The organism is Gemmatimonas sp. UBA7669 (assembly GCF_002483225.1).
In the GTDB taxonomy this organism is placed as follows: domain Bacteria; phylum Gemmatimonadota; class Gemmatimonadetes; order Gemmatimonadales; family Gemmatimonadaceae; genus Gemmatimonas.
In genome coordinates, this window is the sequence record NZ_DLHL01000055.1 from 53,577 (window position 1) to 69,332 (window position 15,756).

The following is a 15,756-nucleotide window of genomic DNA, read 5'->3' on the forward strand; positions in this document are numbered from 1 at the left end:
TCACGATGACAGTGCGGTGGGTGCGGGCATGAGACGCGGCGAGGGTACGCCGGAATTTCCGGGCCAAGTGGCAGCCGAGTGGCGTAGCCGTCAGGCCTGGGTGCTGTCTCAGCAGCTGCGTGTGGCCGCCGTGCCTGCGCCCACGGGTCAGGAGCAACAGCGTGCAGACCTGATGCGCGAGCTGCTACGCGCGGCGCTTCCGCAGCGTGATGCCGGTGTGGTGACGCGTGATGACGCCGGCAATGTGGTGCTGTCCATTACCCCGGCCTTGCCGGCCGCAGCGCGTGCTCCGTCGCTGGTGTGCATGGCGCATCTCGACACGGTGTTTGATGCGGCCGTGTCGCACGACCCGGAGGTGGACGGATCGGTGGTGCGCTGCCCCGGCATTGGCGACAATGGCCGCGGCCTCGCGGCGCTGCTGGTGTTGGCGCACACGTTTTCGCAGTCCGCGGTGCGCGCGCGTCTGGCGCGGCCACTGCATCTGGTGGCGACGGTGGGCGAGGAAGGCGAAGGCAACCTGCGTGGCGCGCGCGCGTGGTTTGATGCCGCGGAGAGTGCGGGCGCACGTCCGGCCATGGCCCTGGCCATCGATGGACCGGGCGACGAAAGCATTGTGCATCACGGCGTGGGCAGCTCGCGCTTGAGAGTGGTACTGCGCGGCGCGGGTGGACACAGCTGGCTGCACGCGGGGGCGCCCAACCCATTGGTGGCGCTGAGCCGGTTGGTGGCGCGCGCCGAGGCCCTGAGCGAGCCCCTGACTCGGCGTGTGGTAGTGACCGCAGCGCGCATGCAGGGAGGCGAGGGGCTTACGAGTGTACCGCGCGAGGCCTGGGTGGATTTTGATGTGCGCAGCACCGACGCTTCGCGTCTGGCCGCCACGCGGCGTGCGCTGGTGCAGCTGGCACATGGCGTGGCGCAGGAGGCGAGTGATGCCGGTGTGCACAGCGCCGCGGCGCGCGGACTCGATGTGCAGATCGTAGCACTGGGTGAGCGCCCGGCCGGTGCGCTGGACGTGGCCCATCCGCTGGTGCAGCGCGCCGTTCAGATCACCGAGTTGCTGGGCCGGGCGCCGCGTTCGGGCATGGCCTCCACCGATGCCAATGTGCCGCTCGCGCGCGGCATTCCGGCCATCGCGTTGGGTGCAGGCGGGCGCGGTGGCGGCGCGCACACGCGCGAGGAGTGGTACGACGACCACGACGCGTCGGTGGGGTTGGAGCGGGTGCTGCGGGTGGTGTGGGACGCGAGCGTGAAAGACTTCGGCGGTGCGTGATATTCGTGTCGGACGCGCTATTTGCGTCGATTGGTTGACGGGTCTCGTCCAACGCAGCCCATCGCGTTCACCAGGGCAGCTGGGAGTACGGCGCGGGCAGCCACTGCAACGAGTGCGGGCTCATCATCACGATCGGTGAAGGCCACGAGCTCACAGGTTCTCGCGTTCCAGCTGCTTGGTGAAATTCCGCCGGGCAAGGAAACCGGAACAGGTGCACCCTGCGAAGGATGTACCCACCACCGCGACGTGCCGCGATCGGAAACTCCCGACAAGACCAAACCATTGGAGAGCGGCGCTCCACGGAGCGGGAATCGGATCTCTCCCGCGCGGGACGTGATGCGCTCGCGCCCCTTGGCATTGGTTTCGATTCGTTGCAGAGAGTCCACCACGGCCGCAATGGCCATCGGCGGCGCGAGTGATCGCCGCAGCCTGCCATCGACTCCGTATTCGAGCAGCTGGTACGGCCCCTTCCGCACATAGAGCAGCGTGTTCTGCGCGGTGCGTGCAAGAGTTCCGGTTCCCGTCATGATTAGTCTGGTCCGGTCGACGGCGAAGGCGACCTCACCGAACGAACGTTTGTGCGCACCCACGGCGTCAAACACGTGAATGGCCCTGTTCGCGAACGCCGCCTGTCGCGTGACACCAAGCACCACAAGCGCCGTGTCGCCAATGGCCACGATGTCATCGACAATTGCCAAGGGAAGGGCGAGGCGAAAACGTCGGATGAAGGTTCCATCCCGAGAATACGCGGACACATCCCGCAGGATGAAGTCGTAGATCCAGACCGTGTTCTCTGCGAGTGCCACGCGGTATGGTTGCAGCACATCGCCGGGCCCACTGCCCTTGGCGGTCAGGGACCAGCTGAGCCTGCCATCGGGTGCGATGTAGTGCACCGCGGGCTCAGTTAGATCGGCCACAATGGTGGCCCCGTCGTTCGCAACATCTGCCGAGATGGGCGTGGACAAGATCAGATCCGGCGCCAGACGACGCGGCGGCTGCGCCTGCGACTTGACCGCTGTGACTCCCATAACACACAACAGGGCTATCGTCGCGCTCGTGAACCTCATCGTTCCCCCATGCAGGTACGCCACACGTCGCCTTCCATGGAGGGTTGCCTATTCGGTAAGCCGAAGGCGCGCAACTTGGAATAATCCGTCGCCTGTGGCCAACCCGAAGTATACTCGACCCCTTCCCACACCGACTATACGAGCGTTGGGTGGGGCGCCCGTCACCAGGCGTGGCTCTCCACTCTTGGGGATCAACTGGTAGCGTCGAACACCATTGGCATCTGCCGTTCCTTCGATGAGCGCGTCACCCGAATCAAGACACCACGCACCGTCACGCTCAAAGACCGGCATGTAGCGCGGCCATGTCGGATACTCGTCCGGCGAGAAGAACTGAGCGTTTTCAATGCCCTGGGACGCCTCAATGGCCCGACGTTTTTCGGCAGCGGAGACTGGGACTCGTTGAGCAAGCGGGACCTTTACGGCAGATGGCTTCCCCCCAAACCACCAGTGAACGGTCCCATACGCAGGTGATGCCTGCAACGCGCGCCCGTCGCCACAAACCGCAAGAGCGTCCGGGAAGTCGAGCAGACTGGTGAGCTGGTAATACGATGTGACCCCAGCGATAGTCTTGACCACCATGTTGGACGGAGTGAATGCACCACGCGCAGTGAGTACCGCGTGGGGTCTCGCTTTTTGCGGCGACCAAGCCATCAACTCCACAGAATCAGCACTAAACGGGCTCAACTTTCCTGCGTTTATTGGTCCCCTTCGTAGCGTCGATTCCTTGGCGCGCAAACCATAGACGACGCCGGCCCGATCAATGGCGAGTGGGAAGATGAACGTCTCATGCCATCGCATGTCACCACGTGCTGTTGATTGGTGAACATGCGTACCAACCAGGAGCAGTACGCGGCGTTGCACACTGTCATAGATCAACGTCGAATCGGCCCTACCAGCCACGAGCCCGGATATTGTCTGAATCTCGTTGGGCCCGAACCCTTTTCGTAGTAGTGCCCGACCAGTTGAACCCGGGCCTTCCAGCAACACAAGCTCCCTCTCCAAGCGATCGCCGACGAGGACGGTACCATCAGAGAGTTCGCGAACCCCAGCAATCGAACTAAACTCCCGTTGGTAAACAGCGTCTCTCACCAGCTTCCTGATCGGCGATTGAGCGCCCAACAAAGCTGGGACACCGAGGAGGGCCAAAGCCCATCGAGTTGACCGATGTGACACACTCATCTGACAGAGGAGTTGGCGGAGCCAGGTGCAGTGGTTCCTACCGGTGCCTGTAGAATCGAGTCAAGTTGCCTCTCCGTTGGGGGACCGGAAAGTCGGAATCCGTTCACAAGAACGGTTGGCGTAGCCCTGACACCAATTGACTGCCCAAAGGCTATGTCCTTCTCGACGATGGTGTCAGTGCCCATGACGCACTGTCTGAAACTCGCAGAATCAAGGACACCAGCTCGGTTGGCAAAGCTCTCCCAGCTGATTAGCCCAATAGAGTCCTGCGAGGAATAGAGTGCGTTCATCATGCGTTCTTTCGCATCGCGATTCTGTGAGCACTGATACGCGTTGGCGGCTTGCTTGGCAAATCGATGAGACGCCAGCGGAAAGTGCAGGATTGAGAGCGATGCGCCACCTTCACGCTGCTTCAACCGCTCGGTCAGCCTCTCATGGAGCGTCCTGCAGAACGGACATTCGAAGTCCGTGATGACCACAAACTGTATAGGTGAGCCAGGATCGCCGATTACAGGTTCCTTGGCTGCTGCATACTCCCAGTCTTCAACAGGAAGCTTCTCCGCAACGACCGAAGACTCTACGGGCGGCTCAGGGCTACTGCCGACCATCCGCACCGTTACCGCAACTGCAGCAAGGCCCAACAGTACGTTTACCACGGAATCCAGCCGCTTCCCCATGACGATCTCCAGAAGATTGATTGAATGCGAAACTTGCTGCGCCCACCGACACAGTCTGCCGTGTGGGCGCAGCAGATTGTCCAACTACTCAGGTGTCGCCGCCCGAGCAAACGATAAATGCGTTTCGGCAGCTCGGCACGCCCACCGCACAGCCAGGCAACATACCAGAGCAGCCAATGCTTGCACAGTCGAAGCCGTCCGTTGGACACTCGGACCAGCCGGTGCACGTTGAGCAGATCGAGGAACTCGTTGCCTCAACTGCTCTTCCTTCGGTCGTCCCCGCACCAATTGCGAGGACTGCTACTGCGGCCAGCCTGAACAGACGTTGCATAGAGTTGACTCTCCCCAATCGGGTGTACTTCCCACTGTCTCGCATCCACGAATCAGTGGCCCAGCACTGGGGGCACACTTTACCCCCCCCCCGAAAAACTGTCAAGACCCTTCAAAGTTCTTTGGCAAGCTCTTCAATACACCTCGAACGCCGGCACACTCGCCGCCGTAACGAAGAACTGCGCACGCCCGCCCGCCGTCGGATGCGCACGCCGATACTTCTCCCGCCAGCGCGACACAAAACGCGCGCACTCGGCCTCGGGCACCAAGGCCCACACACTGCCGCCAAAACCCGCGCCAAACGCACTGGCTGCGTGCGCGCCGAGCTCGCGCGCGTAGCGCTGCAAGTGCACGGTCTCGGCCACCTGATTCTCCAACGCGCGCTCGGCACCGGCCTGCGAGCGATCGACGAGCCGGCCGAACGTCTCGAGATCATGCGCCGCCAAGGCATCCGCGGCGCCCGGTACGTAGTGCCAGGTCTCGTCAAAGAATTGCTCGAGCCGCGAGACGAGATGCCGCTCGGGAAACTCGGTTGTGGCCGCACGCCTTGCAGCGTCCACCAGGGCCGACGGCAACTCGGGCTGCAGCGTGAACGGATCGCGTCCTTCGGCGCGCCACGCCGCCTCAAAGGCCTGTCGCAGGACTTGCGCTTCGCTGCTGCCAACCGGCCGTGCCACATTCCACGCGCGCACGAGATGCTGTGCGGTGCGTGCCGCACGATTGTAGCGTTCCCGTGCCGCACCCGTCTTGGCCGCCACCACGCCACTCACGGCAATCACGAAACGCAGGTCAGACGGCAGCGGCACTTCGCGCTCATACTGCACGGGCGCCCAGGCAAACACCCGCAGCGCATCGGGCGCGCTTCAGAGAATGGCGGTCTGATCCTGCGCGCCGCCCATGGTGCCCACGCCACGCTCGCCTGCCAGATCACCAAATTCGTGGCCGTTCTCGATGGCCCCGATGTAGCCCGCCAGCGCCTCGCGCGTGGCCATTACCGTGCGCCACGCCTCCGTGTCGGGCAACTCCGACAGGCCGGACAGGGCCAGCGTGAGGCCCACGGTGAGCGCACTCGAGCTGGACACTCCGGCCGCGGGCGGCAGGTTGCTGGCCAGGCCCACTTCGGCGAAGCACAGCTGCGCGGCGGTAGAGTGCATTCGACCGACGAGGGTATGACCACGCGACCGGCGCAGTAGGGATAGAGCGGGTGGTGTGGCTGACGTTGGCGCTCGCTGGCGGTCGGGGTGTGAACATATCGGCGTCAACGGCTCAGTAGCTGCTCCTGATCAGTTTTTTCAAGTCGGAAATGCTCATGCTGCCTTCAACCAGCTTGCCGTTGATGAGGAACGTCGGTGTTCCACGGACTCCAAGCCTTTGTGTCGCAGAAGAATCTTTCGAAACCGCCGACTCCGCCCACGTGCTCGACAAGCACTGCCGGAATTGCAAGGTATCGGTTACACCAAGCTTTGCGGCGAGACCCACCGCGCCTTCCGATGGCATAGCGCCACCGCTCTCAAATAGCGCGTCGTGGACAGCAACTGCGATTCCAGCCCTGTCAGCGCAGACGGTGGCAATGGCAGCGGCCCTCGATTCAGGACGAAGCAGAGCGCTTCTGTAAACGAAGCGCAGTTTCGATCCCATCTCGTCGCGTGCTTGACGAAGGATTGGCGCCATCTGCTTGCAGTACGTGCAGGCGTAGTCAGAAAACTCAACTAGCGTGACAGGTGCGTTCTCGGGCCCGACAGAGAATGAGTCCTCGGTATACTCATGCCAGTTTGGCGCACTGCTGTTGAGGGTCCGAGTTGTTGCGGTCGGACTCAAGAGTGCGCGGAGTCTCTGTGCACCTAGAATCAAACCGAGTACGACAAGAAGTCCCGTCGCCCAGTCTACGACCCGGGAGAGTTTTGGCGACCAATGGTTCATGTGCAAATCTCTGAACGGAGATTGAGAGTGGAGTAGACTGCCGGGGAGGCAACCACGCCTCCCCGACAGGCATCCGGATCAGGTCTGGTGGTACTCGGAGCAACTGCCGGTGCCGCCAAGCGGCAAATCTTCTCCAATGCAGTAGGCGCAAATGCTGGTAAATTCACACTGAAGATTGCGCCGACAGGACTTTGGCTCGCAAGTTTGCACTCCAGCGGCCCGTGCTTCAGGAACCGGTCCACTGATAGCCACGACGGCAAGGGCCGAACACGCTAGGAAGAATCTCTTCATCGTCGAACCTCCATGGATTGAGCGCTGCTGACGCCGATGTGCGTCATGCGCCATCTTGCGACCGTCAGTAACACTTCAGCTATGCCAAGTCTTGCCAGTTTCGACGAAATCCAGACAGTTAGTGGGTTCGACGTGCTGTAAGATCAATATCGTTGCTAAACCTTATGTAGCTGCTCATTCTCAACCTTGGGAGCGCCATGAAAGCATCCACCTTTGTCGTCATCGCATCGTTGATCCTGCAACCGTTGATGCATGCAGCGCGGTCGCAATCAGCAGTAGCGCCTGGGAACAGAGGGCGCACTGTGCAACGCTGGATCGTCGACACTGCTCCGACGTTGGAAGTTCGAATGAAAGACACGCTGAACTTCTCGCTTATCGTTGGCCTATCGCTCCTTCCTGACGGTGGCATCGTGATTGCAAGCGACATCGCGAACAACCTGCAGTACTTCAACAGGAATGGGACGTACGTGCGCAGCGTTGGGCGGATGGGTCGCGGTCCAGGCGAGTTTCAGGGCATTGGGTCCTTCCATCGATTCGGCGACTCCCTTGCCGTAGTCGATTTGCAGGGTGTGTTCCAGTTTTTTGCGGTAACTGGGAAGTACATACGCACCGCGCCCCCGTTGATAAATAAGTCCCGCACGCTTGGGTTCTTCGCCGATGGACGTCTGATCGCGGGATCGCTGGACTACACGGGCCTGGAGACGGGCAAGTGGCGACAAGCCACGGAACTCCTGCAGGTTTGGCGAGGTAGCGACGCAAGAACCCTTGGCCGTTTCCCCAGCGTCTTGGCATACCGAGGCAAGGAAGGGAGCGTGAAAGGCAACGTCTACTCACCGCGAAACCGCGTTGCCGTACTTGCCAATCACTTCTGCGCGGGGTTCGCGGGGAGTACAAGTATCAAGTGCTACGACGCGGGAGGCCGTGACCGCGCGTCAATTCGTCTACGCGGACGCGCAGACGTAGCCGTGACGAAAGCAGATGAAGAGGCCTATTTTCAGGACATCTACGACGCCAATGTCGGCGAGCCTAAGGCCAAACTTGATGCGCAGGAACGCGCCGCCAGAGCGCGGGTGACTTTTGCCACGTCCATGGGCTATTTCGGAGACCTCATCGCTTCCCGGGACAATTCACTCTGGGTTGGTCCACCGAGCAATAAGGATGGCCGCCCCTTCGCACAGAACGCCTTGCCGGACAAACCAACGCAATGGGACATTTACGACCTCAGCGGAAATGCGCTCGCCGTCGTGGAACTCCCGGCACGTTTCCGCTTGATGGAGGCCGGGGAAAACTATGTCGCGGGCGTGACCGCCGATCACGACGGTCTCGAAGTCGTCCGTGTACTCCGCCTGACAAAGAAGTAGGTGATCACGATCGCTGCACAGCTCATGAATCCGGCTTCATCCAGAAAAGGATAGCGCCACAGAATGGATTACCAAGAAACTCACTCGGCACCTCAGCGGGGAACGAGTACACTTCAATTCCGCGAAGCCGTCGTGGGTCCATGAATGCATCGAGATCTTTGGTTTTCGCGAGTAGTGGTCGACCATCGACGTATACACTCGGCTCGCAAGTCCCGCGTCCGAACCTGGTTCGAATAGTCGCCCGCACCATACTAGTGCGGTCAACCTCTACCCCAGGCAGACGATCGAACAGATCGGCAACATGGAACGCTCGTATAGCCTCAATTTGAGACTCATCGAGAAACACCCCCCTACTCGTTGTCGCCCGTCGCTGCTCGAATCCAGCAAATGTTCGTGAGCTGCGGACGCGAACCGCCGCCAGCATAGATGTAGGTTTGCCCATCCTCACTTGAACGACCATGGAGTCGCTTGGCAGCACATCGACCACCATGCTCACAGGTAGGTAGCCGATGCTACGAGCGTGAAGATTCGTCGAGCCGAGTGGCACTAGGTGTATGGCGAATAGCCCGCTGGCGTCACTGCGACCAACGGCCGGCGCGGAAGCGACGCGGACCTCGCCGTGTGCAACTGGGTTACCCACATTGTCGATGAGTTTTCCTCGGAGAACCGCAACACACGCTGTACCGCATGCAGCCTGGCCACTGGCCGACGACGCCAAACGACTGTTGAGATAAATTTGGCGCACGAAAAGACGGTCCGGGTGGGCTTCGAATGCAATGGAATCCCTCTGACCGTTGCGTCGCTGAAACTCGACCGTGAAGCCGCCGGCAATTGGAAGGCCGCACAGGGCGAAGCTCCCTTCGGTCCCCATCAGAGCGGGAACCACGGTTGTGCGTAGTCCGGGCCCTTGCCCGGCAGTGTCTACGGAACGCCACACGGCTTTGATACTGAGAGAATCTGCTACTGCAATTGCGGCCGGCACGCCGGTAACGCTACCCAGCATGACCGCCTGTTGCTGAGTCGGCGCACTGCCACAGTGCACTTGATAAAGTGCGGCGCTCGACGGAACGGCTAGAACGACAGTTTGCAGCAATGAGCCTGTCAGATCAACGACGGATTGCGCTGCGTGAATCCGCAATAGGTCCAACTTCTGGTGCGTGAATCCGATCCAATACCTCGCTGGCGGAAGGCCGCTATACTCAAATCGACCGCTTGAATCTGAGAGCGTTGAGTATGACCTTGTACGCTCGTAGTCGGGCACGAGAACAACACGCGCTCCGGCCAGTGGCTTGTCGAGTACGCTGTCCCACACCACACCTCGGATCGTCCCGCGATCCTTAGATGCCACCTCGTGGGGCGAAGTAACGGCTCGAATGCCTTTGACAACGCGTACATGCTCGTAAAGCGAGTGCTGGTACGTGCCTGCAGTCGACACGAGCATGATGAGTGCGACCACACCAAACAAGCCGTGTTCTTTGCGACCGACTTCTTTGGCTTCCGTGCGTACCATGGCAGTATGCTTCTCGTGAAGCTTCACAAGTTGACACTCCTGTGGTTCGTGCTTCCCGTGGGTCGGTGCCCAATCACTACGTTTGGCGACAGGACTGAAGCAACCGCGAAAGGAGCGTGCGCTTTGGCTGCTGGATCACGCAGTCCAGATTGGACTGTGTGAAGATCGACTGCAGATGGCGGCGTACGCTCCTTTGGTCTGATATGCCTGACCGCTGCAAGGCGTCCTGAACTGACCCGGCGGCATAGACCACATCAAGCAACCGTGCGACTCGCGCAGCCCGCAGGAGACAATTTGGCACAAGGCCGTGACGCGCCAGTAGTCGATTGAGTGCTCGCCGTGACATCGACGCATGTCTTGCAACAGCATCTACCGTCGCAAATGCACTTGGCTGAAGGAAGGTCAGGCGAATTGCCGTCAGTAGTAGCTGGGGTGCGCCGTTCAGCTTCTGAACAAGCTCGTGGGTACAGCAGAACGAAAGGGAGTTTACCTTGGCGGTAGCCAGCAGCCTTGCAATCTCGATACCGCTATCTGTGACGCCCTCCCCGACGACTCCGATGACCAGCTGGTCCGTAAGCAGACGGTTGAGCCGTCCAATGCTTTCAGCTCGTTGATCCACGTAAGCGATCACTGGGACTGATGGAGGAATCTCCGTCGGACAACCGAAGCTCAGATGCACCTCGACGCCGAGATCAACAAGGAATGCTGAGGTCAAATCCCGCTGCCAACGTGCCACACACTCCGGATGACCAGGGTGGCACAATGAAATCCCGTAAGCTGCTAATCGGGCTTGAAGCTGTTCCCAGACATCAAGCCTGCCGAACCAGAGCAGGTCCATAGCGAATCTCCACGAATTGTCGAGCCAAGGCAACCGTGGTCCACGCCAAGCGCGTACGGCAACGGTGGGCACAATTGCTGTTCCAAGTGCGACGATACCCCCCCCCGGAAAACTGTCAAGACCCTTCAAAGTTCTTTGGCAGACTCTTCAATACACCTCAAACGCCGGCACACTGGCCGCTGTAACGAAGAACTGCGCACGTCCGCCCGCCGTCGGATGCGCGCGCCGATACTTCTCACGCCAGCGCGACACAAAACGCGCGCACTCAGCCTCAGGCACGAGCGCCCAAACGCTGCCCCCGAAGCCGGCGCCAAACGCACTGGCCGCGTGCGCGCCCAGCTCACGCGCATAGCGCTGCAAATGAACGGTCTCGGCCACCTGGTTCTCCAACGCGCGCTCTGCACCGGCCTGCGAGCGATCGACGAGACGGCCAAGGGTCTCGAGATCATGCGCCGCCAAGGCATCCGCGGCGCCCGGTACGTAGTGCCAGGTCTCGTCAAAGAATTGCTCAAGCCGCGAGACGAGATGCCGCTCGGGAAACTCGGTTGTGGCCGCGCGCCGTGCAGCGTCCACCAGGGTTGATGGCAATTCGGGCTGCAGCCTGGACGGGTCACGTGCTTCGGCACGCCAGGCCGCTTCGAAGGCCTGGCGCAGGACCTGTGCTTCGCTGCTACCCACCGGACGCGCCGCGTTCCACGCGCGTACGAGATGCTGCGCGGTGCGTGCCGCGCGATTGTATCGTTCCCGTGCGGCGCCTGTCTTGGCGGCCACCACGCCGCTCACGGCAATCACGAAACGCAGATCAGACGGCAGCGGCGCTTCGCGCTCATACTGCACGGGCGCCCAGGCAAACACCCGCAGCGCATCGGGCGCGCTGCAGAGGATGGCCGTCTGATCCTGCGCGCCACCCATGGTGCCCACGCCTCGCTCGCCGGTCAACACACCAAAGTCGTGTCCGTTCTCCACCGACCCTATGTAGCCCGCCAGCAATTCACGAGTTGGCAGCGCTTCACGCCAGAGCTCCGTGTCCGGCAAGTCCGACAAGCCGGAAAGCGCCAGCGTGAGTGCCACGGTAAGTGCGCTGGAACTCGACACACCGGCTGCAGGCGGCAGGTTGCTGGCCAGTGCCACGTCGGAGCCACGGAGCTGAGTACCGAAGTTGCGCAGCAGGCGCGTCGCGACGGTGCGCGGATAGATGGCCCAGGGCACGGAACCGCGATTGCCCGAATCCAGCGCCAGCGCCACCGCTTCACCGCGCCGCGCGTCTCGCAGCACGAGCTGTCGGTCGTCACGAGGCCGCGCAACCAGCACGAGACCACGCTCCACCGTGCAGAGCAGCGAGCGCCCGCCGGCATAGTCGACATGCTTGCCCAGCACCTCGATGCGTCCCGGCGCAAACCATTGCCTGCGCCCGTCCCGCTGCACGCCGGCGTCATCGAGCGCAGCGTGGGCTTCGCTCAAGAGCGCCTCGCAGCCTTCGCGGGCCGCGGCACTCAGTCCCGCGTCATCGAGGGAGTGGCGGAGCAGCACGGGCGTGGTCACGAGAGCACAACCACGTCAGAGCCGCGGCGTGATGTCAGCCAGCGCCTGCTGCACGGCACTCACGTCACTGCGATGCGAAAGGTCCAGCACGCCGCCCTCGAAAGGCATGGCCTGAACGCGCACGCCTTCGGCGATGGCCAATGCCACTGCCTCTGGCAGCTCGAACTCGCCGCGGGTGGAGCGCGGCACACGGCGGCAGGCATCGGCCAGCGCGGGGGTGATGCACCAGAGGTTCATGCCCACCCATCGGAAGCGCGGGTCATCGGCGGCCCACTGGCCACCGGGCTTCTCCACCACGCCGCGCAATGTGCCGTCTGCCTCCACATCGAGCGCAGCAAACGCCTGCACACGATCGGCGGGAATGTTGCCCCATCGCAGCAGGGCGGCGCGATCAAAGGCCACCGTGGCCGCGCCGCCGTATTCTGCCAGCAGACGAAAAGCCTGCACCGGGTAGTAGTTGTCGCTGTTGAGCACGAGAAAGGGCTCGCTGCCCACGCTGTCAGCTGCGATAGCCACGGCATTGGCCGTGCCCAGCGGTTCGGGCTGCACCACAAAGCGCACATGCACACGCGCGCTGCGCACGCCCGTGGTGAAGTGTCTGCGAATGAGATCATGCGACGGGCCGATGACCAGCACCACGTTGGTGATGCCGGCATCGGCCAACGCGCTGATGACATACTCGAGGAAGGGGCGACCCAAGGGTCCCCCAAACGGCATCATGCCCTTGATGCCCGAGGCCGCCACCGCGGCCTGCGACGCATCGAGCGCGGCGGATGGTTCGTCGCGGCGCATGCGACTGCCCTGCCCCGCCGCGAGGATGACCGCTGTTCGGACGACCGCCGTGCGGGTAGGCACGGCCACTACGGCGTGCTGGTGGCCGGCCCCTGCGGCGCCGTGGATGTGCGCCATGCGCCCCGCGTGAAGTCGGGAAACTTGATGGGAGCGCTGCCCTTGCGGATGGATTGTTCGCAAAGCGCGTAGGGCACGCTCCACGCGGCGGCATCGTACACATCGAAGTCGGGCGCCTGTCCTTCGCGCATGCACTGCACGAGGCGATAGGCCATGATGAAGTCCATGCCACCGTGGCCGCCGTTCTTGCGGGCCAGTTCGCCAACTGCCGTCCACAGCGGATGTTCGTACTTGCTCTTGAATTCGGAGAGCGGCGTGAAGCGCTCACCACCCGGCGCGCCATCGATGTACAGGCGCGGCGGATAGTCGTTGAAGACGGCCTTGGATCCCTGGAGATTGTTGAGCCGCGAGTAGGGCCGCGGATTGACCACATCGTGCTGCAGCAGGATTGTGCGACCCTTGGCGGTCTTGATGAGCGACGTGTTCAGGTCGCCCGCCTTGTAGGTCTCGCGCCACTTAGGACTGTCCTTGGGCTCGTGCTGCTCCCGCCACTCACTGAGACCGGCCTCGGGCGAGGACATGCTCACGACATACTCGAACTTGTCGCCGCGATGAATGCCGAGGTACTGCGCGACCGGGCCGAGCCCGTGTGTAGGGTAGAAGTTCGTGTCGCGCTCCGTGTGCGGGAAGCGGCGCCACAGGCCTTCGTCCTTGTTCTCGAACAGCAGCTTGCGCAGATCGTGCAGATACGCCGCTTCAGCATGCAGCAGTGTACCGAATACGCCCTCGCGCACCATGCGCAGCACGGTGAGCTCGCTGTTACCGTAGCAACAGTTCTCCATCATGAGGCAGTGGCGCTTCGTCTTCTCCGACGTTTCCACCAGCTCCCAGGCCTCGTCGGTGGTGAGCGAAATGGGCACTTCACTGCCGCAGTGCTTGCCGGCCTTCATGGCGGCGAGCATGACCGGCGTGTGCCACTGCCACGGCGTGGCGGTGTACACGAAGTCGATGTCGTTCTGCTGCACGAGACGCAGAAAATCGCGCTCGCCGTTGGTGTACACCGGCGGTGCCTTGCGGCCGGCCTTGGTGATCATGTCCACGGCCAACTGCGCCTTTTCCGGCGCGATGTCGGCCAGGGCCGTGATTTCCACGCCTTCGATGGCCAACAGCTCACGCAGCACCGAGCGGCCACGCAGACCCGTGCCGACAATGGCCACGCGCACCACCGCGTGTTTCTCGAAGGGCACACCCAGCATGCTGCCGTTGCCGGCGGGTGTGGGCGCGAAGAGATCCACGCGCCAGTCGGGCGTGCTGGCCAGCACCTGCACAGGTGACGCAGCCAGTGCGGCGGCCGCCGTGGCGGCGCCCGTCAACCACTCGCGGCGCGTGATGCCGTCTTCGCGTGGGGCGCTCATGCGTCGGCCCGGACTTCCGAGTGATCGCCGGCGGTGAGACGCCCCTTCACACCTTCAACGACCACCTGATCGCCGAGGAAGGAGTCGTGCAGTGCCGCATGACTGATGTGCACCTTGTCACCGGCCACCGTGTCGCGCACGGTGGCGTGGCGCACCGTGCTGCCCGCGCCAAGTGAAACATTGGGGCCCAAGGTGGCATGCTCGATGGTGCAGCCGTCTTCGATGTACACCGGCTCCACGATGGTCGCGCCTTCGCCGAGTGTGGCGGGGCGGCGCGCGCGTCCCTTCTCGAGCATCACGCGATTGGTGTCGAGCAGCGTCTCGAGCTGCCCTGCGTCATACCAGCCCTCGACATCCACCACGCGGATCTTCGCGCCCTTGTCGATCATGTACTGGAAGGCGTCGGTGAGATACCACTCGCCCTTGTTGGGCGCGGTCTTGAGCACATGGTCGATGCCTTCCATGAGTAGCTTCCAGTTGCGGATGTAGTAGAGCCCGATGTTGGCGCGCTTGGAGATGGGATCCTTGGGCTTCTCCACGATACGCGTCATGTGGCCGTTCTCGTCGGTGACCACCACACCGAAGCGCTGGTAGTCCTCGACTTCCTTGGTCCAGATGATGCCGTCGTCGGTGGAGTCCTTGATGATGCCAAGGTCCGCGTCGAAGATGGTGTCGACGAAGATGATGAGCACCGGCGCATCGATGTAATCGCGGGCCTTGGCCACGGCGCCGGCGGTGCCATCCTGCACTTCCTGCTCGATGAACACGCTCGGGATGTCGTAGGCCGCGCGCGCGTAGGCCTCGACCTTCTCCTTGAGGTGCCCGGTGATGTACACGACCTGCTCGACATTGCCGAGCTTCTGCACATCGTCCATCACGTAGCTCATCACCGGCCGTCCGGCCACCTTGAGCATGGGCTTGGGGACCACATGGGTGTGCGGGCGCAGACGCGTGCCCTTGCCGGCGAGGGGGATGATGACCTTCATGAGAGTTGTGGGTTGTGAGTCATGGGTCGTGAGTAGCAAACGCTTCCATGGCAAAATGCAGAACGGCGACGCCCGCGGGGAGGGGCGTCGCCGTTTCGATAAGACTTCTGCCGAACTACACGCTCAGGGCGCGCTGGTGCCCTCTCGGCCGTAGCGGTCTTTGAGGCGCACCACGTCGTCCAGCTCCGGGGTGCTCGCCTCGAGCACATCACAGTCGGTGATGGCTTCCATGTAGTGGATGGTGCCCGGCGTGATGCGGAACGACTGCCCGGTGCTGAGCGCCTGATCGCGGAGCTCCGTGTCACCGGGCAACTGCACCCAATACTTCATTTCGCCGCGCAGCAGGTAGACGGTTTCGTCCTTGCGCTCATGGTACTGCACCGACAGGGCCTGACCGGCCTTGATGTGCAGAATCTTGCCGACATAGCGGTCGGTGTGCGCCCAGATGGTCTCATGACCCCAGGGCTTGTCCACGTGCCGCACTTCCACCCGTCCACTCATGCACCACTCCGTCGTGGGGC

14 protein-coding genes are annotated in these 15,756 nt (G+C 62.4%); 2 read left to right on the forward strand and 12 right to left on the reverse strand.

Annotated elements, in window-relative coordinates:
• Positions 1-28: 28 nt before the first annotated feature.
• A complete protein-coding gene (locus B2747_RS17190) occupies positions 29-1,270 on the forward strand; it encodes a M20/M25/M40 family metallo-hydrolase (RefSeq protein WP_291163800.1) in 1,242 nt (413 codons plus the stop codon).
• 17 nt (positions 1,271-1,287) lie between these two features.
• On the opposite strand, the gene B2747_RS17195 is transcribed toward B2747_RS17190, so the two are convergent.
• The 5 genes from B2747_RS17195 to B2747_RS17215 form a co-directional block, all read right to left on the reverse strand.
• Entirely contained in the window at positions 1,288-2,361 is a 1,074-nt protein-coding gene (locus B2747_RS17195; RefSeq protein WP_291163802.1) for a hypothetical protein, read from the reverse strand.
• 1,151 nt (positions 2,362-3,512) lie between these two features.
• The gene (locus B2747_RS17200) at positions 3,513-4,193 is read right to left on the reverse strand and encodes a DsbA family protein (protein WP_291163805.1); all 681 of its coding nucleotides are present in this window, start codon (positions 4,191-4,193) and stop codon (positions 3,513-3,515) included.
• 464 nt (positions 4,194-4,657) lie between these two features.
• Positions 4,658-5,365 (reverse strand): hypothetical protein, encoded by a 708-nt coding sequence (locus tag B2747_RS17205; RefSeq protein WP_291163808.1) that lies wholly within the window; start codon positions 5,363-5,365, stop codon positions 4,658-4,660.
• Positions 5,366-5,386: 21 nt separating this feature from the next.
• Complete coding sequence (locus tag B2747_RS17210) at positions 5,387-5,677, reverse strand: hypothetical protein (RefSeq protein WP_291163811.1); 291 nt, start codon at positions 5,675-5,677, stop codon at positions 5,387-5,389.
• Between the two features lie 112 nt (positions 5,678-5,789).
• Entirely contained in the window at positions 5,790-6,443 is a 654-nt protein-coding gene (locus tag B2747_RS17215) for a DsbA family protein (protein ID WP_291163814.1), read from the reverse strand.
• 488 nt (positions 6,444-6,931) lie between these two features.
• On the opposite strand from B2747_RS17215, the gene B2747_RS17220 reads away from it, so the two are divergent.
• On the forward strand, positions 6,932-8,095 hold the full coding sequence (locus B2747_RS17220; RefSeq protein WP_291163817.1) for a 6-bladed beta-propeller: 1,164 nt from the start codon (positions 6,932-6,934) through the stop codon (positions 8,093-8,095).
• A gap of 22 nt (positions 8,096-8,117) precedes the next feature.
• Here the strand turns inward: B2747_RS17220 and B2747_RS17225 are convergent, their stop codons facing one another.
• The 7 genes from B2747_RS17225 to B2747_RS17255 all read right to left on the reverse strand — a co-directional run bounded on the left by B2747_RS17225 (position 8,118) and on the right by B2747_RS17255 (position 15,736).
• Positions 8,118-9,632, reverse strand: a complete 1,515-nt coding sequence (locus B2747_RS17225) for a carboxypeptidase-like regulatory domain-containing protein (RefSeq protein WP_291163820.1) — start codon at positions 9,630-9,632, stop codon at positions 8,118-8,120.
• Positions 9,633-9,681: 49 nt separating this feature from the next.
• Positions 9,682-10,443, reverse strand: a complete 762-nt coding sequence (locus B2747_RS17230) for a hypothetical protein (RefSeq protein WP_291163823.1) — start codon at positions 10,441-10,443, stop codon at positions 9,682-9,684.
• Between the two features lie 147 nt (positions 10,444-10,590).
• On the reverse strand, positions 10,591-11,985 hold the full coding sequence (locus B2747_RS17235; RefSeq protein WP_291163826.1) for a galactokinase family protein: 1,395 nt from the start codon (positions 11,983-11,985) through the stop codon (positions 10,591-10,593).
• 15 nt (positions 11,986-12,000) lie between these two features.
• A complete protein-coding gene (locus B2747_RS17240) occupies positions 12,001-12,894 on the reverse strand; it encodes a nucleotidyltransferase family protein (RefSeq protein WP_291163829.1) in 894 nt (297 codons plus the stop codon).
• Positions 12,846-14,249, reverse strand: coding sequence for a Gfo/Idh/MocA family protein (locus tag B2747_RS17245; protein WP_291163832.1), 1,404 nt, complete (start codon positions 14,247-14,249; stop codon positions 12,846-12,848). Before B2747_RS17245 ends, B2747_RS17240 begins: the two co-directional genes overlap by 49 nt.
• Positions 14,246-15,235 carry a sugar nucleotidyltransferase gene (locus B2747_RS17250; protein WP_291163835.1) on the reverse strand — a complete coding sequence of 330 codons (990 nt, stop codon included), beginning with the start codon at positions 15,233-15,235 and terminating at the stop codon, positions 14,246-14,248. Before B2747_RS17250 ends, B2747_RS17245 begins: the two co-directional genes overlap by 4 nt.
• Before the next feature lie 123 nt (positions 15,236-15,358).
• Positions 15,359-15,736, reverse strand: coding sequence for a cupin domain-containing protein (locus B2747_RS17255; protein WP_291163838.1), 378 nt, complete (start codon positions 15,734-15,736; stop codon positions 15,359-15,361).
• Positions 15,737-15,756: the final 20 nt, after the last annotated feature.

Coding starts and splice junctions, on each gene's coding strand:
- B2747_RS17190 (WP_291163800.1), top strand. CDS start 29: ATGAGACGCGGCGAGGGTACGCCGGAATTTCCGGGCCAAGTGGCAGCC.
- B2747_RS17200 (WP_291163805.1), bottom strand. CDS start 4,193: ATGGGGAAGCGGCTGGATTCCGTGGTAAACGTACTGTTGGGCCTTGCT.
- B2747_RS17210 (WP_291163811.1), bottom strand. CDS start 5,677: ATGCACTCTACCGCCGCGCAGCTGTGCTTCGCCGAAGTGGGCCTGGCC.
- B2747_RS17215 (WP_291163814.1), bottom strand. CDS start 6,443: ATGAACCATTGGTCGCCAAAACTCTCCCGGGTCGTAGACTGGGCGACG.
- B2747_RS17220 (WP_291163817.1), top strand. CDS start 6,932: ATGAAAGCATCCACCTTTGTCGTCATCGCATCGTTGATCCTGCAACCG.
- B2747_RS17230 (WP_291163823.1), bottom strand. CDS start 10,443: ATGGACCTGCTCTGGTTCGGCAGGCTTGATGTCTGGGAACAGCTTCAA.
- B2747_RS17240 (WP_291163829.1), bottom strand. CDS start 12,894: ATGGCGCACATCCACGGCGCCGCAGGGGCCGGCCACCAGCACGCCGTA.
- B2747_RS17245 (WP_291163832.1), bottom strand. CDS start 14,249: ATGAGCGCCCCACGCGAAGACGGCATCACGCGCCGCGAGTGGTTGACG.
- B2747_RS17250 (WP_291163835.1), bottom strand. CDS start 15,235: ATGAAGGTCATCATCCCCCTCGCCGGCAAGGGCACGCGTCTGCGCCCG.
- B2747_RS17255 (WP_291163838.1), bottom strand. CDS start 15,736: ATGAGTGGACGGGTGGAAGTGCGGCACGTGGACAAGCCCTGGGGTCAT.